Origin of the sequence: Lacinutrix jangbogonensis (assembly GCF_000797445.1) — a bacterium.
GTDB lineage: Bacteria > Bacteroidota > Bacteroidia > Flavobacteriales > Flavobacteriaceae > Lacinutrix > Lacinutrix jangbogonensis.
The window spans coordinates 1-23,207 of the sequence record NZ_JSWF01000030.1 but is presented as its reverse complement, the minus strand read 5'-3'; the positions used below and the strand labels follow the sequence as shown (position 1 = coordinate 23,207).

The window sequence follows — 23,207 nt, the reverse complement described above, 5'->3', positions numbered from 1 at the left end:
TATTCCTTGGCAAAGTTTTTGCCTTACTAGTAATAAAACCAATAAAATGACTAGAAAATTACTTTTTTTACTTGCTATATTACCTTCTGTATTATTTGCACAGCATACCATAAAAGGCACGTTTACGCCTGCTAAAGAATTTGAGTACGCTTTCCTATATCGTGTAACTGCAGAAACGTCTTTATTTGTTGCAAATGCAGATGTGGCACAAGATGGTACTTTTGAAATTACACTGGATAAAAATGCTATTCCAGGAACTTATCGTTTGGTATATGCACAACCGCAAGACCAGTTTAATTTCGATATTATTGTAAACAATACAGAAGATATTGAGTTAAAATACGATTTAGAAAATGGTCTAACCTTCGATAAATCCAGCGAAAACAAACTCTATAGTTCTTATAAACGAAGCCTTGCCCTAATAAACAAAAGCATTCGTAATTATTATAATACGGGAAAAGAAGACAAAACTGGCTACTCTAAGATTTTTAATATTCTAAAACGCACACAGGACGATTTCGAAAAAGCTTCAGACAGCATGATAGTCAATCATTTTATAAAAGCATATAGACCTTATATGCCAAATGGTTTAGAAGACGTTCGTACTTTTTCTGAAAATATAAAATCTCATTATTTATCGCATATCGATTTTGGAAACGAAAACCTTCAGAATTCTAATTTTTTAGTAAAAACCACAATAGATTATACTATTGGGTTTATAGACCAAAATAATCCCGATGCTTCCTACATGGAAAACGTAGATACAGTTGTAAAAGCTATAGGCGACAATCCGAAAATTAAAAGTATTCTATTGGAGGTTTTATGGAATCAGTTTTCTGTTGAAAATAACGAAGTAGTGGCAAATTACATTGGCTCTAAATACTTATTAGATATCGCACTTGCTAATAACAACAGCGTACTCGCAAATAATATTATCTATTTTAAAAACGTGTCTATTGGAAATTTAGCACCCGATTTTAATTTAGAAGTAAAAGACAAAGAAGATAAAATGAAAACATCTAAACTTAGTGCACTAGATGGCTCTAACAATTATTTAATTTTCTTTTGGAGCACCACATGTTCTCACTGTTTAAAAGAGATTCCGTTATTAAAAGAATTTATTCAAGCTAATAAAAAAGAAGACATACAAGTTATAGCAGTGGCTTTAGATAATGATTTAAAGCATTGGAAAGATCTAACATCTGAATATCCAGATTTCATACACGTATTTGGTGAAGGCAAATGGAATAATACAATTGGAAATCAATATAATGTAACAAGCACACCAAGTTATTTCCTTTTAGATAAAAACAAAAAAATTATAAGTAAGCCTTATGATATTAATGAGTTTAAAAAGTATTTTGAAAGTTTAAGTACAGTTGAAAAAAAAGAATAGTTGTTAAATGGATTCTTCGAATATTACATAAACCTAAGATGAGGATAAAAAACTTAAATGTTAAATAAATGTTAAATAAGTACAGACTTGTCTGTTTTATTTAAGAAATGTATTATGTTTGTCCCATGAAAAAACAAGGTGTTCGAGAAAGAATAATAGAAACAGCGTCAAGATTGTTTTACTTTAATGGATATAACCAAACAGGTATAAATCAAATAATTGATGAAGCTGGTGTTGCAAAAGCAAGTTTATATCAACATTTTAGATCTAAAGAAGCAATTGCTGTGGAATATTTAGTTCGTAGACACACTATGTGGATGGCTAAATTAAACACTTATGTTGGTGAATGTGAAACACCAGAAGACAAAATTACAGGTACTTTTGATTATTTAACAGAATGGTTAACTGAGGTTGATTTTAGAGGATGTGGATGGCAAAATATTATAGTTGATTTACCAAAAGATCATAATAAAATTAAAGATCAAGCCGTCTACCACAAAAATGAATTAAGAAATTGGATTCATAATACATTAAAGGTTTCGGATAATTTTTCTGCTTCTGAAGCAGAAGATATAGGAGATGAAGTTTTGATATTAATTGAAGGTGCAATAATACTGTCTCAAATTCAAAAAAATGAATGGCCAATTCAAAGCGCAAAAAGAGCTTGTATCAGCTTATTAAAATAAATTAAAAAAATTTAAACACAATAAACAGACCTGTCTGTATCATTGTGAATTTAAAATTACAATACACGAAAAAACATAAACAAGAAAAACAGACCTGTCTGTATAATATTAATGAAATGAAAATATCACCTCCTTTTACAAAAGAAAAAGCATTAGCAAAAGTACAGGCAGCAGAAGATGCTTGGAATAGTAAAAATCCAGAACGTGTTTCGATGGCATATACCAAAGATTCGGAATGGAGAAATAGAACAGAATTGTTTATAGGTAGAGAATCTATAGTGAAATTTCTTATAAGAAAATGGAAAAGAGAAACACATTACAAATTAAAAAAACACTTGTGGTCCTTTACTGAAAATAGAATTTCTGTTCGATTTGAATATGAATGGCAGAATGTCAATACAAAACAATGGTTTAGAACCCATGGAAATGAGCATTGGGAATTTGATAAAGAAGGATTAATGCAAAAAAGAGATATGAGTGCAAATGATCTTCAAATAAAACAATCGGAAAGAAAATTTCAATAAACTAATCATAAAAAATAAAAACCATGAGAACACTAGACAACAATCAAATTTCGAATACAATAAAGAATTCAAGAACTTTCACTTGGAATAGTAAAAGACGTCACAGATAAGATAGTATTATCAAAACAAAAATTAAATCAAAATCAATAAAACGAACATTATGCACACATTAAAACCATTAACATTAGAAGACGCAAACGAAAACTCTAAAGCCATATTTAATGCTGTAAAAGGTAAGATTGGCATGTTACCAAATCTTTACGCAACCATGGGAATTTCAGACAAGTTATTAGGAGGGTTCTTAACATTTACTGAAACACTAAAGAGTGGGGAATTTTCAAATAAAGAGTATGAAGCTATAGCATTAGCAACATCGCAAGCAAACGGTTGCTCATACTGCTTATCTGCACATACAGCAATAGGAAAAATGAATGGATTTACAGAAGAAGAAACACTTCAAATAAGATATAATGAAATTAAAAACCCTAAACTAAATGCCTTAGTAACATTAGTAAGTGAGGTTATACATTTAAAAGGTCATCCTTCTCAAAATGCTATTGACAATTTTTTCATTGCTGGATATACAAAAACTGCTTTTGCAGAATTATTAGGAGCAATTGCTTTAACTACTATTACAAATAATATATACCACAATGGAGGTTTTGAAATAGACTTCCCTAAAGCACAAAACATTGAACAATTACAAGAAGCATAATTAATAAAACAATAACCAAATAAATATACAAATTATGAAAACGCAAATTAAATCATCATTATTACGAATAACTATTATAGCAATACTTTCACTTACTGTGTTCGCTTTTAGTAAACCTACAGAAAAAATTACTGCAAGTATTGAAAAAGAAATGTATCAAACATCTCATAAGAATGTTAAAGTCCATGGAGTTAACATATTTTATCGTGAAGCTGGAGATAAAAGGAAGCCAACCATTTTATTATTACATGGTTACCCAACCTCTTCACACATGTTTCGAAATTTAATAACAGACTTGTCTGTACGTTATCATGTATTAGCTCCTGATTACCCAGGGTTTGGAAGAAGCGATCAACCAAAAATAAAAGATTTTGAATACACTTTTGATAATATGTCGAATATTGTTGAAGGATTTTTAAAGGAATTAAAAGTAAAAAAATACAGTCTATACTTAATGGATTATGGAGCACCAATTGGTTTTAGAATAGCTGCTAAACACCCAAAAAGAATAGAATCGTTAATTATTCAAAATGGGAATGCTTACGATGAAGGCTTAAAAGATTTCTGGATTCCTATTAAAAAATATTGGAATGATTATACCGTAGAAAACGGAAAACCTTTAGAAGGCTTTCATTCACCAGATGGTTTAAAATGGCAATACACACATGGAGTAGGAGATGTCTCTAAAATTAGTCCAGACAACTGGAATATAGATTTACAACATTTAACTCGCGAAGAGAATAACGAGATCCAATTAGCTATGTTTTATGATTATAGAACAAACGTGCCTTTATATCCAGAATGGCAACAGTATTTTAGAGAGCATCAACCTCCTACTCTAATTGTTTGGGGAAAGAACGATTATATATTTCCTGCAGATGGTGCACATCCTTATAAAAAAGATTTAAAGAATTTAGAATTTCACTTACTCGATACTGGACATTTTGCTTTAGAAGAAAAAGGCGATGAAATAGCAAATTACATTCTTAACTTTTTACAGAAAAACAATATTAAATAATTTGTAGCATGTTATAAACCATTGTATAATTCTGATTAATAGCTAATAGTAATAGTCAGTTCGAGTTTTTTAATTTTCATAACAAAAAAATATTTTTCTCGAGCTGATAATTACATAAAAAAAAGATCATGAATATAAACAACACGAACTCTAATAATTCTTCATTTTTAAAAATAGAAAAAGAAGGCTTTATGAGGATAAAAAGAAAATACCAAAGACCAATAAGTACTATTAGGTATTGGGAGTCATTAACACTATCAAAATAAATAATACAACAAACTATGAAAACAACAACAAATATATCACAACATGCTCATTGGTTTTTAAGAATTGCCATAGCGAGTTCATTTCTTTTCCACGGAATTGGAAAATTCCCAGATTTAAATGGAACAGCAGAAATGATGGGTTTACCAGTATTCATAATTCTTCTGGTAGCACTAGCAGAAACAATAGGAGCACTATTAATTCTTTTAGGAGGATTTTATAAAGACTGGATGACCAAATTAGGAGCGCTTATTAATTTACCAGTAATGATTGGAGCCATATTTATTTTTCATTGGGGAAGATGGAGTTTTACACCCTCAGAATCACATCCCATGGGAGGAATTGAATTTCCTGTAATAATGACTTTAGTCTTATTATATCTAATATTCAAAAAAAACATAAAGGATAAAGCGTAACCTATATTAGAATCAAATAAAGAAGAAAAAATCATGAATACAATTTCAAAAATGACTTTAGATCCAAAAACAATTGAAACAGCAGATGCTATATCATCTAAACTTTTAGAAGGAGCAAAAAAAGGAATGGGAATGATTCCTAATATGTATGCAACAATGGCAAATAATACGGCATTATTTGACGCGTATATGCATTCATACAAAACCTTTAGAGAAAACGCAGGATTTACATCTCAAGAACAAGAGATCATTTTCTTATCAATAGCTTTTGAAAACGAATGTGATTACTGCATGTCTGCACATAGTTTTGTGGCAGATAAAGCAAGTAAAGTACCTACTGAAATTACAGATGCCATTAGAAATAATACCAAAATTGAAGATGTAAAATACAAAGCATTAAGTACGTTTAGTCGTGTTATGACTTATAAACGTGGAAACCCATCTCTAGAAGATATCAATACTTTTTTAGATGCTGGTTATACTCAAAATAATATTCTAGGTGTTATTGCTGGTTTAGGAGTAAAAACCATGAGTAATTACTTTAATCATGTATTTAATACACCTGTTGATGATGCTTTTTCTAGTAGAGTTTGGATTAAACCTAACTAACCTAAAAGTGAAGAAATTAATTGAAAGACTTAAAGAGAGTTTAAAAAATTAAACAAGAGGTAATCATGGCCAAAAATTTTGCAGAAATAGCATTCACAGAATCGGTAAAAAAACTACAAGAATTAAAGGGTAGTAGAAGAAGTTATGAGCGCATGGAGAAATTCAGAATTGCAGATCGACTAACCGAAGCTGAAATTTCTTTCATCAAGAATCGGGATAGTTTTTATTTGGCATCAATTGGAACCCAGCAGTATCCTTATGTTCAGCATAGAGGAGGCCCAAAAGGTTTTTTAAAAGTTTTAGATTCCAAACGCATTGGGTTTATAGACTTTGTTGGTAACAAGCAATATGTTTCTGTTGGTAATATGAAAACAAACAATAATGTATCGTTAATCATGGTAGATTATCCAACAAAAACTAGATTAAAAATTTTTGCAAAATCTGAGGTTATTGAATTAAATGAAAATCCAGAATTATATAAACTTTTAGATTTAAAGGACTACCAATTTAAACCAGAACGTATGATGATTTTTTACATTGAAGCTTACGACTGGAATTGTCCGCAACACATCACTCCAAGATTTACAGAGGATGAAGTTATGGCTGCTTTTTTACCACAACAAGAGTACGTATGGAAGTTGGAAGCGGAAATAAAGGCAATAAAAGAAAAGATTAAGTCTTAAAATAAAAACCTTCAATTTACTAAAAAATGAAAACAAGTAATTTAACAAAATCGAGCCCATTATTAGATACTAAAACTGTTAGGCTAAAAACAAATAACAGTAATATTCGCTATGCTGAATTAGGAGACGAATCAAAACCAACAATTATATTATTGCATGGTGTTCCTGAAAATTTACAAGCTTGGTATGCAGTTGCACCAAAACTTGCAAAAAACAATAGAGTTTTAGCGCTGGATTGGCCAGGATTTGGAGGAAGCGATTCTTTAACAGATTGTAAGGATTATAATCCACACAATTTTGCTTTAGCAGTTATTGAATTTATGGATGCTTTAAAAGTTGACAATGCGATTATAATGGCAACAGACATTGCACTGTTACCTGCCTTTTTGGTTGGTTTGGAATATCCTGAACGTGTTTCAAAATTGATTGTAATGGATGGAATTCCTTTTAGAAGACCTCAATATGCTTCATGGGAACTGAATAGTTTTACGAAAAAAAACTCCCTTCGTGCAAAATTTATGATAAAATGGTTTCCGCGAATGTCTGCTCAAATTGGATATCATAAAGGGTTTTATAAAAATCATTCCATTCCTGCTGATGTGCTAAAAGAGTTTTTAGCAGATGGCAGTAATATATCGAATCAGAATGCATTTATGTCTTACTTCCAAAATTTCCATGAAGCTCAGGCTTATTTTGAAGAACAAGCTCATTTATTAAACACTCCTGTTTTAGTAATATGGGGAAAGTACGATAGATTCATCAACGTAAAACTTGCACACGAGATTGTTGAAAAACTTCCTAATGCTCAACTAGAAATAATTGATAAAGCTGGTCATTATGTACACATGGATAAGCCTGATGAATTGGTAAAAGTCGCAACAGGGTTTATTGAATAAAAGTTCGTATAAAAAAAAACTAAAAACTATTAATCAATAATAAAAAAACACCATCATGAAAGTTAAATCGTACTCATCTCTAGGAATAATTGTTTTATTAACTATCTCATTAGTTGTTATTAGTAATGCGCTTAATGGAGTTGTTTTGTTTGAAAATTTCTCATGGCAAATTAACAAGCACATTGCCTATCAGGCTATAACATTATTTATTTCATTTTTTCTATTACTATTTTTAAGACGCTTCAAAAAAAATGAATTTTTAACTTATTTTAAAAAAGGAAATGTCTCTGCGAAAATTTATCCAGTGCCAATAGTTGGAATAAAACCTAAAGCACACGAGAACTGGTCGCATACCGGGAAAAATTTAGCGATTGTAATTACTTTAGTTACAGCTGTAGTAATCTATTTTCAAGTGATTAAAGGCAGCCAAATAGAAATAACCACTGTACTTAAAATCTTACCTTTTAGTATTCTATTTGCGCTTACAAATTCATTTGTAGAAGAAATAATTACACGATTTGGAGTTGTAGTTAGTTTAAAAAATATACTCCCAGATAAATATATTTCAATCATATCAGGTTTAATCTTTGGTACTGTTCACTTTTGGGGAAATCCTGGAGGAATTGTAGGTCTTTTAGTAGCTGGTTTTTTAGGTTGGTTTTTAGCAAAGTCAATACTTGAAACAAAAGGGATCTTTTGGGCTTGGTTCATACACTTTTTACAAGATGTAATTATTATAACAGCGCTATTGAGTATTTAAAATAAAAACGATGAATAAAATAAAAATTATAGTTTTAGTAATATCGACTTTACTAGTTGTTTCCTGCAAAGAGAATAAAAATGAAAAAATATCAACAACGTCAAATCAACTAGAAGAAAATATAAAGACCTACCTTAAAGAACAGGCTCAAGTTCATGAAATACCAGGTTTAGCTTTAGCTGTTGTTAAAAATAACGAAATAATTTATAAAGGGTACTTTGGAAAAGAAAACTTAGAAAACCAAAGGCCTATAAATGAACAAACTTTATTTCCTGTTTACTCTATCTCAAAATTAATTGCTTCTACAGCAATATTTCAATTGATAGAACAGAATGAAATTTCATTAGACGATACAATTTCTAAATACATAGAAAACCTACCAATAAAATGGCAAGACATTAGTATTAGAAACTTAATAACACACAGCTCTGGTCTTCCTGATTTTAGTCTTTATGATGGAAAAATAAGTGATGAAGAAATGCTTTCAAAGATAACAAAAGAACCATTGCGTTTTGAAAAAGGAAATCAATGGGAATACAATCAAACAAACTTTTGGTTTCTCTCAAAAATTATTGAAAAGGTAAAAGTTATTTCATTTGATGCATTTGTTATAAATAATCAATTTTCACAAGCTAAAAACAACGTGTTATTATCTTCCAATTTTGCTGATAAAATTCCACATAGAGTATATCGTTATGATTACAATGATGAATTAGGAATACTAAAGAAAAACGACATTGTTGGTGGAAAAAGAGGACATGCTTGTAATGGACTAAATATTACATTAGACGAATTGATTTTATGGAATACTAAATTAGATACTGACAAATTATTAAAACCAGATACTAAAGCAAAAATGTGGAAACCGTTTGAATTCACAAACGACAAAAGAACTTTTTTACATGGATGGGATTCTTACCAAACAAACAATATAAAATCATACGGTTTTACTGGAGGTATGCAAACTGGTTTTAGAAAATTTATTGACCAAGATATTACAATTATTTACCTTTCTAATGGTCATAGATATTATCCCATTCACAATACAGTAATCGAACATATTGCTGGAATGGTTGAGCCAAAACTAATAAACATACCTGCTTTATCTGATGAAAAAATAATAACAGCATTTTTGAAAATGGATTTCAAAAATGCAAAAAGCAACTACCTTAAAGTAAGAGATAAACACCCAGCATTAGATTATGAAGCTACATTAAACAATTTAGCTTATGCTTTCTTAACCAAAAAAAACATCGACTACGCTATTAAAATTTTCGAATTAAATGTTCAAGAACACTCAAACTCTGCGAACGCATTTGATAGTTTGGCAGAAAGTTACTTTTTAAATAATCAATTTGAATTATCAAAAACAAACTACTTAAAATCGCTAGAGTTAAACCCTAAAAACACCAATGCAAAAGAAATGATTAGGCGTATCGAAAAAGAAAAATCAGAAGAAAAACAAACCATGAAACAAGATCTTAAATTTTTAAGAATGGCTATCGATATGGCAAAAACATCGCAACAAAAAGGAAACTTACCATACGGATGTATTTTAGTTGATAAAGATGGAACTGTGCTTTTAAAAGGAGAAAACACCATCAATACAGATCATGATTGTTTGGCTCATGCAGAAATAAACCTCATAAGAGAAGCTTGTAAAATATATGATCATGAATTTTTAAAAACTTGTACCATTTATACAAGTGATGAGCCTTGCCCAATGTGTTCATCAGCAATTTATTGGAGTGGTTTAGGAAAACTAACCTATGGTTTAAGCAAAGGTGAGTTTTATGATATCGTTGGGAGAGATAATCCAGATTGGGTTTTTGAAATGTCTGCACGAGAAGTTTTAAACAATGGAAAAAGAAAAGTGGAAGTAACAGGTCCTTTTTTAGAATCTGAAGTAGCAGAATTGCATAGGAAAAAGACTAAATAAGAGTTCTCTATACCGGTATTTGGTACTATAAAAATACATTCAAAAACAATTCTAAATTATATATAAAATTAAAATTATGAAACAAATATTAATTATAAATGGTCACCCAGATAAAGAGAGTTTTAATTTCGCTTTATCTAAAGCTTATAAAAAAGGAGCACTTAAATCGACAACTTCTATTTCTGAAATCAATATCTCTGAGCTTAGTTTCAATCCAAATCTTGCATTCGGATTTAGAAAAAGAATAGAACTAGAACCTGACCTATTAGACGCTTTGGAGAAAATCAAAAACTCTGATCACATCGTTTGGTTTTTCCCACTTTGGTGGGCAAGTTATCCTGCCATTATGAAAGGGTTTATAGATAGAACTTTCCTGCCAGGAATCACTTTTGAATTAGAAGAAATAAGTCATGAGCCTATTGGTTTATTAAAGGGTAAATCAGCTAGTGTTTTTATCACTTCAGATACACCAGAAGACTACGATAAAGAAATAATGAATCAACCAGTATTACATCAATTTAAGACAGGAACATTAGAATATTGTGGAGTAAGTCCTGTACAGGTCACTTATATTTCTACTGTTTCAGATTCTACAGAAGAATTTCGTAAAGAATGGTTAAAAAAGGTACATGAATTAGGTCAAGAAACAGCATAAAAATATAGTACCCATTTTAAGGAATTAATAGCATTTAAAGAAACTATCCTTCTTCAATATATTGATCATACTTATTTCGGTTTTTTGAAACCAAAATATTTGATTTGATATCTAACAAGAAAATAACATGCCTAAATAACAAGAAAATGAAAAGAACAATTTATTTAAAATACCTATTAATAGTGATTACTGTTATATCACTTAATTCACAATCTGCTATTTATGCACAAAATTTAGAATCCAATATTGATAGTATATTGCAGAAAAAATATCCACCAAATGCACCTGGAGGAACTTTCTTAATTTCTAAAAACGGAAATATCATTTATAAAAAAGCATTTGGCCTTTCAAACCTAGAATTAAATCTTCCAATGCATACAGAAAATGTATTCGAAATAGGTTCTATGACAAAACAATTTACAGCTATTTCAATACTAATGTTAGTAGAGCAACATAAAGTAAATTTAGATGATGAAATAACTAAATATATTCCTGATTATCCTACGCAAGGAAAAAAAATAACAGTGCATCATTTATTAAATCATACTTCAGGTATTAAGAGCTATACAGCTCTAAAAAAAATATATGGTATTTACAAAAATGATATATCACCTATAGAACTTATTGACTTTTTTAAAAATGAACCTATGGATTTTAATCCTGGTAAAAAATATAAATACAACAATTCAGGCTATATAATACTTGGTTATATTATTGAAAAAGTGTCTGGATTATCTTATGGCGAATTTGTTATTAAAAATATTTTCGAAAAATTGAATATGAATAGTTCTACGTATGCTAATCATAGAAAAGTTATTAAGAACAGAGCTTCAGGACATCATATGAAAGAAAATTATGAGAATTCTAGATTTATTAGTTATTCACTTCCATATGCTGCTGGAGCACTAATGTCTTCGGTAACAGATTTAAATATTTGGCAACAAGTATTAATAGAAAACAAACTTATAAAAAACGAAACATTAGATAAGGCTTTTACCAATTACAGTTTGAACAATGGCGAAAAAACTAATTATGGTTATGGATGGAATATTAAAACTATAGGAGGCAAACCATCTTATGAACATGGTGGATTCATTTTTGGATTTAAATCCATGGGAGTATACTTACCTGAATCTAAAATTTATGTGGTAGGATTAAATAACTGCGATTGTAATTCACCAACCAAAGTTACAAGGGAAATAGCGGAATTAGCTGCGAAGTATTAAATTAAAGAAGCGTCTAAAATTTTAATTTAATAATAAAAAACCAAAAAAATGAATACTTATAAAGTAGATATTTTAGCCTTTGGAGCGCATCCAGATGATGTAGAATGTGCAGCTTCAGGTGTTATACTAAAACACATAGCCTTAGGTAAAACAGTTGCTATTGTAGATATGACTGCTGGAGAAATGGGCACATTTGGTACACCAGAAACAAGAACTCTAGAAGCTAAAAAGGCTTCTGAAATTTTAAAAATTAAATATAGAGAACAATTAGGATTAGCTGATGGAGCAATAGAAAACAATGAAGAAAGTAGATTATTAGTCATTCAGGCCATTAGAAAATATCAACCAGAAATTGTATTGGCTAATGCTATTAATGATCGTCATCCAGATCATGCGAATGCGGCTAAACTTGTTGCAGATGCTTCATTTTTATCAGGACTTAAAAAGAAGGAAACTTTATTCAATGGAGAAATTCAAGAATCTTGGAGACCTAAATCGATTTATAATTACATACAAGATTATTTTATTGATCCCGACTTTGTAATAGATATTTCATCAGAAATGGACAAAAAGATAGAAGCTATTAAAGCCTTTAATTCACAATTTGTGGAACCAAAAAATAATCAACCTAGTTCCATTATCGGTTTACTAGATCAAATAAAAAGCACCAATAGTATTTACGGAAGACCAATTAACGCTACATATGCCGAAGGTTTTACTGTGAATAGATATTTAGGAGTGAATAATTTTTTTCAATTGAAATAAAATCAATTGTCATAACAACAATTTTAATTTAAAAATAAAAAAAATGAATACAGAAACGAATACAAATAATTTTGATGTACAAAGTATAGGCATCGATTTAAAGCCAAATCTTGTTTACGATTTTATATCTAAACCTGAAAACCTACCACTTTGGACCAATGCATTTTCTAATATTAAGGAAAATAGTGCAGTTATGGAAACACCAATGGGAAAAATTGAAATAGGACTAGAAACAATAACCTCAAAAAACTTTAGAACTGTTGATTGGATAATGACTATGCCAGATGGAAGTATTGGAAAAGCATTTTCAAGAGTTTCTGAAAATGGAGAGCATTCAATTTATTCATTTGTATTATTAGCTCCTCCTGTTCCATTAGAGCAAATTGAAGGTGCTTTATCTGCACAAAAGCTAGTATTAGCTGAAGAACTTAAAAAGTTAAAAAACTTATTAGAAAACAATTAAAAAAGATGAATTTAATAGATAATCTTACGAAACATAAACTTGAACTTCCTGAATTAACAATTCCGGGAGGTTCTTATGTCTCTGTAAACATAAGAGGAAACATTGCATTTGTTGCCATTCAATTTCCTATAAAAAATGAAGTACATTTCTATCAAGGAAAATTAGGCAATGAGCTAAGTACTCAAGATGGCTATAAAGCAATGGAACTTTGTGCTTTAAATGTAATTGCACAAATACACGCTAAGGTTGGCTTTGAAAATGTAATTGGATTAAATCATATAGATGCCTATTATCAATCTTCTAAAAACTGGGATGATTCTCCTATAGTTGTTAATGGAGCATCTGATGTGTTTGTTAACCTCTTAGAAGAAAAAGGAAAACATTCGAGAGCCCTCTTTGGTGTTCAAAATTTACCAAGAAATTTCAGCGTTGGTTTAACCGCAAATTTTACTCTAAAAATATAATTACAATGAAAATATTGAAATCTATTGTCCTAATTACTTTATGTTTTTCGATGCAGGTATTTAGCCAAGAAGTACCATTAAGTCCAGAAAACAATACTACAAATAAGAGCTTTGTTAAAAACGAAAGTTCAGTAATGACTTGGTTTATGCTTAAGGATTCTCATAAGATTGAAATCGGGAAAGTATCTACACAAATTCAGAAGAAAAAAGAGAATATATATATAATCACAAAAATTAATATGAAACAGTCGAATTCACAATGGATTGACAGTACAATTGTTGAAACAAAAAACTTCAAACCAATTTATCATTCGTCTTATAATCAACAAAGAAATATGGCTTTAAGCTTTGGAAAAGAGGTTACCGGTTACTATTTGTATAAGAAAACTGGAACAAAAAAACTTATTAGTGAAAAAACAGCAAAACCATATTTTGATAGCAATTTTTATCCTCAATTAATAAGGTGGCTTCCTTTGAAGGATGGTTATTCAACTATTATTTCAATTTTTGATTATAACCCTAATGCAAAAGTTGGTGTCATTAACGCAACCATTAAAAATACGACTAAGACATCTTTGATATTTAAAGAGAAAGAAAGACATGTTTGGAAAGTTGAAGTAACTGATGATATTTCTGACAATTCAGCCACTAGCACATATTATATAGATACAACATCACGAAAAATACTTAAACAGGATATTGAATTTAATGGTAGAAAAATGTCAATGGAAATAATAGAATTACATAAATAATAATTAAAACATAAAAAATGATAAAAATTCACCATTTAAGAAATGCCACAATGGTTCTGGAAACAGAGAAAGATGTCATTTTAATTGATCCAATGTTAGGAGATCAAGGCTTCATGCCTTCTTTTACTTTATTCAGACATAAAGCAAGAAGAAATCCAATAGTACCGCTTCCTGTAAATTCTAATTTGATATTAGAAAAAGTAACACATTGCCTCATAACACATCAACATCCAGATCATATTGATAGTAAAGGCGTTGCTCTTTTAATCAAAAAAAACATTCCAGTTACATGTAGTGTAAAGGACGAAAAAGTGTTTAAAAAGAGAGGCCTTAATGTTGTGCAATCTTTAAAATATTGGGAGAAACAACAATTTTTAGGTGGAACCATTGAAGGTATTCCTGCTAAGCATGGATACGGATTTGTTGCTAAACCTATGGGAGATGTTATTGGGTTTTATTTAAAATTACCCAATCAAAAATCGATTTATCTGAGTTCAGATACTATTTATACTAACGCTGTAGATAAAGTTTTAAAAGAGTATAAACCAGATATTAATGTTTTAGCTTGTGGTACAGCTCAATTTGATGTTTTTAAACTCTTAATTATGGATGTAGATGATATCATAAAATTTATAAAAAATGCATCAGGAAAAGTGATTGCAAACCATATGGAATCTATAAATCATTGTCCTTTAACCAGAAAGGCATTAAAAGAAATTTTAACAAAGAATAAGCTAATATATAATGTTTTAGTTCCTGAAGATGGAGAAATCATGGTTATGGAATAAAGCGAATAAGTAATCATAAATTTAAATGAAAAAAAATCAATCAGTACGCAAAGAAGCTTGGAACACTATTTTTATTTTCCTAGCTATCGTTACAATACTAAGTTCTGTCTTACATTATGCAATTGTTAATTTATATCCTTCAAGAATATATATTGGCGCATTAATGTGGTGTCCAGCAGTAGCTGCTATCATTACACTTAATATAAAAGGTCGTTCTATATTTTCTTTACATTGGAATTGGGCAAGTTGGAAATACAATAGTGTTTCTCATTTTGTTCCTGCTTTATATGGTACAATCACCTATATACTCATCTGGTTATTTGCTTTAGGAGGATTACCAAATACCGAAATAATTTTAGAATGAGCTACAGAACTTAAGCTAATGGGAATTGGCACATTAAAACCAACATTAGCAGTAATTGTAGCTGTTATATTATTGGGAACTATTGTATTATCAGGTCAATGGCAACCACTTTAGGAGAAGAAATTGGCTGGCGAGGTTTTTTTATTTACGAATTAAGAAAAGTGCTATCTTTTACTGGTGTTTCTATTTTTAGTGGAATTGTTTGGGCTTCTTGGCATTGGCCATTAATTGTTTATTATGGTGAAAATGTCTACTTAGAACTGACAACCTTTTTCGTTACAATAATATCTATGTCATTTATAATGACTTACTACACTTTTAAATCAAAGAGTTTATGGCCTGCAGTAATTTTCCACGCTGTAAGTAATATATACATTCAGAAAATATTTCCGCCATTAACAGAAAAACTATAATAACAAATACATTTAAAATAAAAACACTAAAAATTAAGATATGAACACAATAGAAACTGTACAAAAAAGACGTTCTATTCGTCATTACGATCCTTCCTTTAAAATTCTTGATAAAAATATTGAAGAACTTATCGAATTAGCAATGCTTTAGCCAACATCATATAGCATTCAACATTAGAAATTTGTGGTTGCAAGTGATTCTGAACTTTAGATACAAAATAAGAAAAATAGCCTACAATTAAGAACAAATAACAGATGCTTCAATCTTAATACCTGTTGTTTCTGATATAAAAGCCTTTGGAAAAGAGATGCTTTATAAATGGAGAAATGCACCTACTTACCTTCAAAATTTCATGGTTCCAAGGTCCAAATAATTTTATACTGATAAAGAAGAACTACAAAGAAATGAAGCTATAAGACCTGCATCTTTTGCAACACAAACGTTAACGCTTGCAGCAACAGCAAAAGGTTATGGAAGTGATATTATGATTGGTTTTGAACCTGACAAAATTGCAAAACTAATTAATTTACCAGCAAATTTTATCATTTCAAACTTTGTGGTTATTGGTAAATATATTAATGGACCTCTTGTACGTGGTGGGCAATTATCTTTGGAGCGAGTTATGATAAAAAATAAGTTTTAAGTGCGTCTATAAATTCAAAAATATATTATTTGTTTCAGCTAAAAATCTTTTGGCCCCTATATTATACCTACAAGATGGAAAGAATCTATGAATATAGAGATCAATTTACAAATACATGTTATCCCGAAATTACAGAAATAGAAATAGAATTTAAATCACTACTCCCTCCATTTCAAGCTCTCCATAATTTTCCTTATGTCCTTTTGCAAGTAACTGGCAGCAGGCAAAATAGAATCGTAATTAGGTTTAGCATAGAAATATAAAGAACCAGTAATAAAATGATTAATACTATCGGTTACATAGAACTGAGATTGCGAAGCTGCATTACCACCAACATCATAAAACATTCCATAAACACTACGTTCTAGGTTCACATATTCGAATTCATCTATTGCATCTGCTTTTTTGGTATGCTCTTGTGTAAAATTTTGAGCGTTTTTAAGGTAAGTATTTAAATATTCTCTATTTCCTTCTATTGCTTTGTAGGTTATATATATAGTTCCTTTAAGATTAGGATACTCAATATTAATACCATAGCTGGTAGTTTCTCCTTTGAGTGTTTTTGTTCTTAAATTTTCACCTAACGCATTACGATCGAACGTAAAAGGCATTTTTGTAATATCTTCGGTTCTATATATGGCTTCTGGATATTCTAAAGCTAAATAAGCATTTGGTTTTGGTGTTGAATCTTCTGCACAACCAGAAAAATTTAACAGTAATAAAATAATAAAGAATAGATTTTGTTTCATAATAAAAACACTTCGACAAACTCAGTGTGACAATTTAATATCTGTATATTTTTTTTATAACGCTTATCAATGAATATTATTATTCACCACCCACTTCTCATTCTTAATTTTTAACAAAACTAAGGGATAGTAACTTTTACGCGCTTAATTCTTTTTTTATCTAAAGCCTCTATAGTAAAAACGTAATTTTTGAAATTTATTTTACTTGCTTGCCTTGGAAAGCTCCCTGAAATTTCAAGAATGAATCCTGCAAGTGTTTCGGCTTCACCTTTTTTATCTTCAAAAACAGCTTCTTCTTCAAGTTTTAATATCTTATAAAAATCTTTTAAAGCAGTTTTACCCTCAAACACATAGTTTTTTTCGTCTAATTTAGAATAATGTATATCTTCATCATCAAACTCATCACTAATATCTCCTACTATTTCTTCAATTATATCTTCTAAAGACACCAAACCAGACGTGCCACCATACTCATCTACAACAACAGCTAAATGGACCTTTTTTTCTTGAAATTCGGACATTAAATCGTCTAGTTTTTTGTTTTCTGGGACAAAAAATGGCTCACGGATCAAGGTGGTCCAGTCGAATTCTTTGGTATCTATATGTGGTAACAAATCTTTTACGTATAAAATACCTTCTATGGTATCGACATTATCTTTAAAAACAGGAATTCTAGAATATCCATTAGAAGTAATTTCTTTTATTATTTCATTGTACTTTTGTTCAATATTTAAAGCAAAAATATCCATTCGAGGTCGCATTACTTGCTTGGTATCTGTATTACCAAAAGAGACAATACCTTTTAATATTTTCTGCTCTTCTTTAGTAGTATCGTCTTCGCTAGTAAGCTCTAAAGCTTGCGATAACTGGTCTACACTTAAGTTAGATTTCTGTTTCCCTAGTTTATTATGAATACCCAACGTAATCGCTCGCATTGGTATACTTAAAGGCGAGAAAACAAAATCTAAAACCTTTAATGGATATGCCATAAACATAGAAAATTTAACGTTATTTCTACTGGCATATACTTTTGGTAAAATCTCTCCAAAAAGTAATATTAAGAACGTTACAACAACAACTTCTACAATAAATTTTAGAACCGCATTTGTAATCCCTTGAAACATAATATTACTTAGAAAAGCAAAGAGTATTACTATACCAATATTTATAAAATTATTAGCTACTAAAATGGTTGCCAATAATTTTTTTGGTCGTTCTAAAAGTGTATTAATAATTTGAACAGCCTTATTAGATTGTAACTCTTCATGTTCTAAATCTGTTCGTGTTAAAGAGAATAATGCAACTTCGGCTCCAGAGATTAGTGCCGAACAAAATAGCAACACAAAAAGCAAGACAAAGCCTGAGATTGCCGAAAAATCTATCGCAAAAAAATGTATTAGTAAACTCGTGGGTTCAGGGTCCAATGTTATAAATTTAGTTTAAAATGGTAAATCGTCATCACTAGCGGCTTTACCAGTAGTTTCTGTAGTGTTTTCCACTTGCTTTTGTGGTTGTGCTGGTTGAGTACTAGCAGCAGCTTGGCTATCCTTTTTTGTTGTTAAAAAAGTAAAATCGTTGGCTTGAATTTCTGTACTGTAACGGTCGTTGCCAGTATCGTCTTGCCATTTTCTGGTTTTAATTCTACCTTCAATATATACTTTATCACCTTTTGTTAAGTACTTCTCGCAAATTTCGGCAGCCTTATTTCTCAATACAATATTATGCCATTCTACATTGGTTACACGTTCGTTTGTGCTCTTGTTCGTATAGGTTTCGTTTGTTGCCAATGGAAATCGCCCAACGCAACCACCACCTTCAAAATAATGCATTTTAACTTCATCTCCCAAATGCCCAATTAGCATCACTTTATTTAACGTTCCAGACATATTATTGTGATATTTATAATGGCAAAATTACATTTTTACCAATTGATAAACTTAAATTTAATAAAAAAGAAAGACTAATTAAACTTAAAGTACTAAAAATTAAAGTTTTCTAAAAAATTACCTATTAAAATAGGTACAGGAAAATCTGTTGTTTTTTCCACAGAAACTCCTTCCAAAAGCTTCCCATCTATAGTAACAATCCAAAACTTAGTATATAAATGTTGATGTGAAAGTTTATGAATAATATCCTCCTCATTATATATAGAGACATCAAATGCTTTCTTTTTTAGCATTGTAAAGCCTTGCAGTTCTTTTTCAATGTCTTGAATTGTCGCTGGCATTAATGTTTCAATTAACGGAAACTGATACAGGTTTTGCCAAATACCTTTACCTTCCCGTTTCTCTAAAATTGTTTTTTGATCTGAAGACACCATCACAATAAAATTGAAGAATTTTTTCTTCACCTTCAACGTTTTTAACTTGACTGGTAATTCACCTATTGAATTTTTTTCAAGCGCCAAGCATTTCATATTAAAAGGACACACACTACAATCTGGGTTCTTAGGCTTACACTGTCTTGCACCAAACTCCATAATAGCTTGATTAAATGTCGCAGGCTGCTCAATATCTATTAATTCTTGCGCTAAAGCCTTAAACTCTTTAAAACCTTTTCCTGTGTTAATAGGTGTTGCAATATCATAAATACGAGACAATGCACGATAAACATTTCCATCGACAACTGCAGTATTCTCATTAAAACAAATAGAGGCAATAGCACTAGCTGTATAATCACCAACACCTTTTAATTTAATAATCTCTTTATAGGTGTTAGGAAATTGCCCATCTAAATCCTCCACTATATATTTTGCCGAAGCATGTAAATTTCGTGCTCTAGAATAATAACCTAGACCTTGCCAAAGTTTTAAAACTTGAGATTCTTCCGCTTTAGCAAGATCAAAAACCGTAGGGAACTTAGAGGTAAAAGAGAGGTAATATGGAAGCCCTTGAGCAACTTGAGTTTGCTGTAAAATAATTTCTGAGAGCCAAATAAAATATGGATTATTAGTGTTTCTCCAAGGCAAATCTCTTTTATTAATTGAATACCAGGCGATTAGTTTATTTGTTATATCCATTTATTTGATAAGATTCGTGAACAAAAGTAATTCTTTATCCCTTTAAATTTTAATGAATTAGGTTTGAAATATTGAATATTTAATTCCTATATTTGCCAACCCTTAAGAATAGTAATAACACAAACAAGAGAAAGACAATGACTAAAGCTGATTTAGTATCAAAAATTTCTGAGAAATTAGGAATTGAAAAAGGAGACGTTCAAGCGACCGTAGAAACATTCATGGAAGAAGTAAAAACATCTTTAGAAGGTGGTGATAATGTTTACTTACGTGGTTTTGGAAGTTTTATCATAAAAACTAGAGCTGAGAAAACTGGTAGAAATATTTCTAAGAATACAACTATTAAAATTCCAGCACACAATATACCAGCATTTAAACCTGCAAAAGTTTTTGTAGAAGGTGTAAAAACTAATGTTGACGTAAAGTAATTACAATATAAAACGAATTATTAATTTAAAACCAGACATCTTATGCCAAGTGGTAAAAAAAGAAAGAGACACAAGGTTGCAACGCATAAACGCAAGAAAAGAAGACGCGCTAACCGTCACAAAAAGAAGAAATAATTCAAAAAAGTAGTTTTTATAACTACTTTTTGGTTTTTTAAAAACAATGTTCTTTGAAAACGAACTTAACTATAATCACGTAAAACCTTGCGTGTAGTCTAAGTTCTTCGGATTTTATTAAAAATCCTGTGCATGTTTTATTTACGTAAGACATGCTGTTTGGTGAAATTTACCAAACAAAATAATGTATAATCCATCTGTTATACGTAGTGTATAATGGATTAAAATTAACAGTATGAATAAAGAATTGATTATCAGATCTAATTCTGACGGTGTTGATTTTGCCTTATTAAAAGATGGAAAACTTATTGAATTACATAAGGAAGAAGATAGTAACAACTTTGCAGTTGGCGATGTGTTTATTGCCAAAATACGTAAAGCCGTTCCTGGACTAAATGCTGCATTTGTTAATGTAGGTTACGAGAAAGATGCTTTTTTGCATTATCACGATTTAGGTCCAAAAATACCTTCTCTTTTACAATTCACAAAACGTGTAAGCACAGGTAAATTAAATGACTTTTCATTAAAAGATTTCCCATTTGAAAAGGATATTGACAAAGACGGCAAAATTGCCAATGTCTTAAAGTCAAATCAATCAATGTTAGTACAAATTGTAAAGGAACCGATATCTACAAAAGGCCCAAGAATAAGCTCTGAGCTCTCTATTGCTGGTAGATATATAGTTTTAGTCCCTTTTAGCGATCGTATTTCTATTTCTCAAAAAATAGAAGACAAAGCAGAAAAAGACAGATTAAAACGTTTGGTAAAAAGTATTACACCAAAAGGTTTCGGAATTATTGTACGTACAGTAGCCGAAGGCAAAAAAGTAGCCGAATTAGACAAAGATTTACAAAATTTGCTTGGTCGTTGGACCGCAATGTGTAAAAAGCTACATAAAGCACATCATCCCTCAAAAGTACTTGGCGAGTTAAATAAAGCCTCTTCAATGTTAAGAGATATATTTAACGACTCGTTTACAGGTATTCAAGTAGATGACCAAGCGCTTTATATTCAAATTAAAGAATATGTGCAAGAAATTGCACCAAACAAAGAATCAATAGTCAAATTACATCAATCTACTACTCCTATTTTTGAGAAATTTGGAGTGGATAGACAAATTAAAACCGCTTTTGGAAAAACGGTTTCAATGTCAAAAGGTGCCTATTTAGTTATAGAGCACACCGAAGCATTGCATGTTGTTGATGTAAACAGTGGAAATAGATCAAACAAAGCTAATTCCCAAGAAGAAACAGCCTTAGAGGTTAATATGATTTCTGCTACTGAAGTTGCAAGACAACTTCGCCTTCGAGATATGGGAGGAATTATTGTAGTAGATTTTATTGATCTAAATAAAGCTGAAAATAGAAAAAAACTCTATAATCATATTCGTGATGAAATGAAAGATGATAGAGCCAAACACAAAATATTACCTCCAAGTAAGTTTGGATTGATTCAAATTACAAGACAAAGAGTAAGACCAGAAATGAATATTAAGACCAGAGAGGAAAACCCTAATGGTACTAGTGGACAAGAAGTTGAAGCTCCAATTGGAATACTATCTAAAATCAATCAAGATTTAGAGATAATATTAAAAAAAGACTATAATAAGGTGACATTAAACACACATCCTTTTATAGCAGCCTTTTTAACCAAAGGCTTTCCATCTATTCGTTCAAAATGGTTTTTTGAACATAAAAAATGGGTCAAAATACAACCTAGAGATGCTTACACATATTTAGAATATCATTTTTTAGATAAAAATGGTGACAAAATTAAATAAAAAAAGCCGCAACTTTCGTTGCGCTTTTTTTTTGGTTTAAGCTTTGGTTAATTCGTTATGTTATTAGTTAGCAGTTGGTCCACCGCTCATAATTATAAACTGAGATCTACGATTTAATTGGTGTTGTTCTTCGCTACAATTTTCACCACAATCTACTGCTAATTCCGATTCTCCTTTTCCTGCTCCCGATATTCTTGTTGCATCAATACCTTTTGATATAATATACTGTACCGAGGTTTTTGCTCTTCGGTTTGATAACTTATCGTTATAACTATCCGAACCACGTGTGTCGGTATGTGAGGTTGCATAGATTACCATGTCTGGATACTTTGTCATGACTTGTACTATATTGTCCAACTCAAAGGCTGCTTTTGCTGTTACGTTAGACTTGTCGTAATCAAAATAGATTGGATTAAGTACCACACGTTCTTGAGGAATAACAATTTTATCGATTGGGTCTAATGCTATTTCTACTGCTGTTTCTTCTTCGTTACTCCCTTTTATTGATAGTCTATTACTTTCGTAATCGGCCATAGTAACCTGTAACTCTGTATCGGTGTCACATGCTACAATGTATTCTACTTTACCGTCTACATTTGTTGTTTTTGTTGACAACACATTCCCTTTGCTATCGACTAAAGAAGCTGTTGCTCCCA

Annotated in this window: 28 protein-coding genes and 1 pseudogene; 24 read left to right on the top strand and 5 right to left on the bottom strand. The window is 30.5% G+C overall.

From position 1 onward, the window contains the following. The first annotated feature begins 46 nt into the window (after nucleotides 1–46). The 22 genes and pseudogenes from RH82_RS11360 to RH82_RS19265 all read left to right on the top strand — a co-directional run. Nucleotides 47–1,396, top strand: a complete 1,350-nt coding sequence (locus tag RH82_RS11360) for a TlpA family protein disulfide reductase (RefSeq protein ID WP_034060855.1) — start codon at nucleotides 47–49, stop codon at nucleotides 1,394–1,396. Nucleotides 1,397–1,521: 125 nt separating this feature from the next. Beyond that, nucleotides 1,522–2,082: a TetR/AcrR family transcriptional regulator gene (locus RH82_RS11355; RefSeq protein WP_034060853.1), complete on the top strand. Its 561-nt coding sequence runs from the start codon at nucleotides 1,522–1,524 to the stop codon at nucleotides 2,080–2,082. Between the two features lie 116 nt (nucleotides 2,083–2,198). Further along, a complete protein-coding gene (locus tag RH82_RS11350) occupies nucleotides 2,199–2,606 on the top strand; it encodes a nuclear transport factor 2 family protein (RefSeq protein ID WP_034060974.1) in 408 nt (135 codons plus the stop codon). A gap of 160 nt (nucleotides 2,607–2,766) precedes the next feature. Further along, nucleotides 2,767–3,321 (top strand): carboxymuconolactone decarboxylase family protein, encoded by a 555-nt coding sequence (locus RH82_RS11345; protein WP_034060851.1) that lies wholly within the window; start codon nucleotides 2,767–2,769, stop codon nucleotides 3,319–3,321. A gap of 34 nt (nucleotides 3,322–3,355) precedes the next feature. Next, complete coding sequence (locus RH82_RS11340) at nucleotides 3,356–4,339, top strand: alpha/beta fold hydrolase (protein ID WP_081979248.1); 984 nt, start codon at nucleotides 3,356–3,358, stop codon at nucleotides 4,337–4,339. 128 nt (nucleotides 4,340–4,467) lie between these two features. Next, nucleotides 4,468–4,605, top strand: coding sequence for a hypothetical protein (locus RH82_RS18415; protein ID WP_156112460.1), 138 nt, complete (start codon nucleotides 4,468–4,470; stop codon nucleotides 4,603–4,605). A gap of 15 nt (nucleotides 4,606–4,620) precedes the next feature. After that, complete coding sequence (locus RH82_RS11335) at nucleotides 4,621–5,019, top strand: DoxX family protein (RefSeq protein WP_034060850.1); 399 nt, start codon at nucleotides 4,621–4,623, stop codon at nucleotides 5,017–5,019. 33 nt (nucleotides 5,020–5,052) lie between these two features. Then, complete coding sequence (locus RH82_RS11330) at nucleotides 5,053–5,628, top strand: carboxymuconolactone decarboxylase family protein (protein WP_034060849.1); 576 nt, start codon at nucleotides 5,053–5,055, stop codon at nucleotides 5,626–5,628. A gap of 65 nt (nucleotides 5,629–5,693) precedes the next feature. Further along, nucleotides 5,694–6,311 carry a pyridoxamine 5'-phosphate oxidase family protein gene (locus RH82_RS11325; RefSeq protein WP_034060847.1) on the top strand — a complete coding sequence of 206 codons (618 nt, stop codon included), beginning with the start codon at nucleotides 5,694–5,696 and terminating at the stop codon, nucleotides 6,309–6,311. A 26-nt stretch (nucleotides 6,312–6,337) separates the two neighbouring features. Further along, nucleotides 6,338–7,207 (top strand): alpha/beta fold hydrolase, encoded by an 870-nt coding sequence (locus tag RH82_RS11320; RefSeq protein WP_034060846.1) that lies wholly within the window; start codon nucleotides 6,338–6,340, stop codon nucleotides 7,205–7,207. Between the two features lie 55 nt (nucleotides 7,208–7,262). After that, complete coding sequence (locus RH82_RS11315) at nucleotides 7,263–7,967, top strand: CPBP family intramembrane glutamic endopeptidase (protein WP_034060844.1); 705 nt, start codon at nucleotides 7,263–7,265, stop codon at nucleotides 7,965–7,967. Between the two features lie 10 nt (nucleotides 7,968–7,977). Then, complete coding sequence (locus RH82_RS11310) at nucleotides 7,978–9,906, top strand: serine hydrolase (protein ID WP_052158318.1); 1,929 nt, start codon at nucleotides 7,978–7,980, stop codon at nucleotides 9,904–9,906. Nucleotides 9,907–9,982: 76 nt separating this feature from the next. Beyond that, on the top strand, nucleotides 9,983–10,561 hold the full coding sequence (locus RH82_RS11305) for an NAD(P)H-dependent oxidoreductase (protein ID WP_034060843.1): 579 nt from the start codon (nucleotides 9,983–9,985) through the stop codon (nucleotides 10,559–10,561). 146 nt (nucleotides 10,562–10,707) lie between these two features. Continuing rightward, nucleotides 10,708–11,787, top strand: coding sequence for a serine hydrolase domain-containing protein (locus tag RH82_RS11300; RefSeq protein WP_034060842.1), 1,080 nt, complete (start codon nucleotides 10,708–10,710; stop codon nucleotides 11,785–11,787). 48 nt (nucleotides 11,788–11,835) lie between these two features. Beyond that, nucleotides 11,836–12,552, top strand: coding sequence for a bacillithiol biosynthesis deacetylase BshB1 (gene bshB1 / locus RH82_RS11295; RefSeq protein ID WP_034060840.1), 717 nt, complete (start codon nucleotides 11,836–11,838; stop codon nucleotides 12,550–12,552). A 43-nt stretch (nucleotides 12,553–12,595) separates the two neighbouring features. Then, a complete protein-coding gene (locus RH82_RS11290; protein WP_034060838.1) occupies nucleotides 12,596–13,015 on the top strand; it encodes a hypothetical protein in 420 nt (139 codons plus the stop codon). A 5-nt stretch (nucleotides 13,016–13,020) separates the two neighbouring features. Continuing rightward, complete coding sequence (locus RH82_RS11285; RefSeq protein WP_034060836.1) at nucleotides 13,021–13,479, top strand: RidA family protein; 459 nt, start codon at nucleotides 13,021–13,023, stop codon at nucleotides 13,477–13,479. Nucleotides 13,480–13,484: 5 nt separating this feature from the next. After that, nucleotides 13,485–14,231, top strand: coding sequence for a DUF3108 domain-containing protein (locus RH82_RS11280; RefSeq protein WP_034060834.1), 747 nt, complete (start codon nucleotides 13,485–13,487; stop codon nucleotides 14,229–14,231). A 17-nt stretch (nucleotides 14,232–14,248) separates the two neighbouring features. Next, complete coding sequence (locus RH82_RS11275; protein WP_081979247.1) at nucleotides 14,249–15,019, top strand: MBL fold metallo-hydrolase; 771 nt, start codon at nucleotides 14,249–14,251, stop codon at nucleotides 15,017–15,019. Nucleotides 15,020–15,044: 25 nt separating this feature from the next. Next, on the top strand, nucleotides 15,045–15,383 hold the full coding sequence (locus tag RH82_RS18680) for a hypothetical protein (RefSeq protein WP_206420430.1): 339 nt from the start codon (nucleotides 15,045–15,047) through the stop codon (nucleotides 15,381–15,383). Nucleotides 15,384–15,481: 98 nt separating this feature from the next. After that, nucleotides 15,482–15,796 (top strand): CPBP family intramembrane glutamic endopeptidase, encoded by a 315-nt coding sequence (locus RH82_RS18675; RefSeq protein WP_206420428.1) that lies wholly within the window; start codon nucleotides 15,482–15,484, stop codon nucleotides 15,794–15,796. Between the two features lie 392 nt (nucleotides 15,797–16,188). Further along, nucleotides 16,189–16,440 (top strand): annotated as a pseudogene (locus RH82_RS19265) (nitroreductase family protein); the annotation flags it as partial. Between the two features lie 158 nt (nucleotides 16,441–16,598). Here RH82_RS19265 and gldD read toward each other — a convergent pair. The 4 genes from gldD to mutY form a co-directional block, all read right to left on the bottom strand. Beyond that, nucleotides 16,599–17,189 (bottom strand): gliding motility lipoprotein GldD, encoded by a 591-nt coding sequence (gldD, locus tag RH82_RS11260; protein ID WP_034060832.1) that lies wholly within the window; start codon nucleotides 17,187–17,189, stop codon nucleotides 16,599–16,601. Between the two features lie 119 nt (nucleotides 17,190–17,308). After that, nucleotides 17,309–18,613, bottom strand: coding sequence for a gliding motility-associated protein GldE (locus RH82_RS11255; protein WP_034060831.1), 1,305 nt, complete (start codon nucleotides 18,611–18,613; stop codon nucleotides 17,309–17,311). Nucleotides 18,614–18,628: 15 nt separating this feature from the next. After that, nucleotides 18,629–19,075, bottom strand: a complete 447-nt coding sequence (locus RH82_RS11250; RefSeq protein WP_034060829.1) for a single-stranded DNA-binding protein — start codon at nucleotides 19,073–19,075, stop codon at nucleotides 18,629–18,631. Nucleotides 19,076–19,167: 92 nt separating this feature from the next. Next, nucleotides 19,168–20,208: an A/G-specific adenine glycosylase gene (mutY, locus tag RH82_RS11245; RefSeq protein WP_034060827.1), complete on the bottom strand. Its 1,041-nt coding sequence runs from the start codon at nucleotides 20,206–20,208 to the stop codon at nucleotides 19,168–19,170. A 137-nt stretch (nucleotides 20,209–20,345) separates the two neighbouring features. Here mutY and RH82_RS11240 point away from each other — a divergent pair, with 137 nt between their 5' ends. Both RH82_RS11240 and RH82_RS11235 read left to right on the top strand, forming a co-directional pair. Next, nucleotides 20,346–20,636 (top strand): HU family DNA-binding protein, encoded by a 291-nt coding sequence (locus RH82_RS11240; RefSeq protein ID WP_034060825.1) that lies wholly within the window; start codon nucleotides 20,346–20,348, stop codon nucleotides 20,634–20,636. 370 nt (nucleotides 20,637–21,006) lie between these two features. After that, entirely contained in the window at nucleotides 21,007–22,551 is a 1,545-nt protein-coding gene (locus tag RH82_RS11235; protein ID WP_034060824.1) for an Rne/Rng family ribonuclease, read from the top strand. Nucleotides 22,552–22,614: 63 nt separating this feature from the next. Here the strand turns inward: RH82_RS11235 and RH82_RS11230 are convergent. Next, nucleotides 22,615–23,207, bottom strand: a 593-nt coding sequence (locus RH82_RS11230) for an OmpA family protein (protein ID WP_034060823.1), incomplete at its 5' end; no start/stop codon positions are given.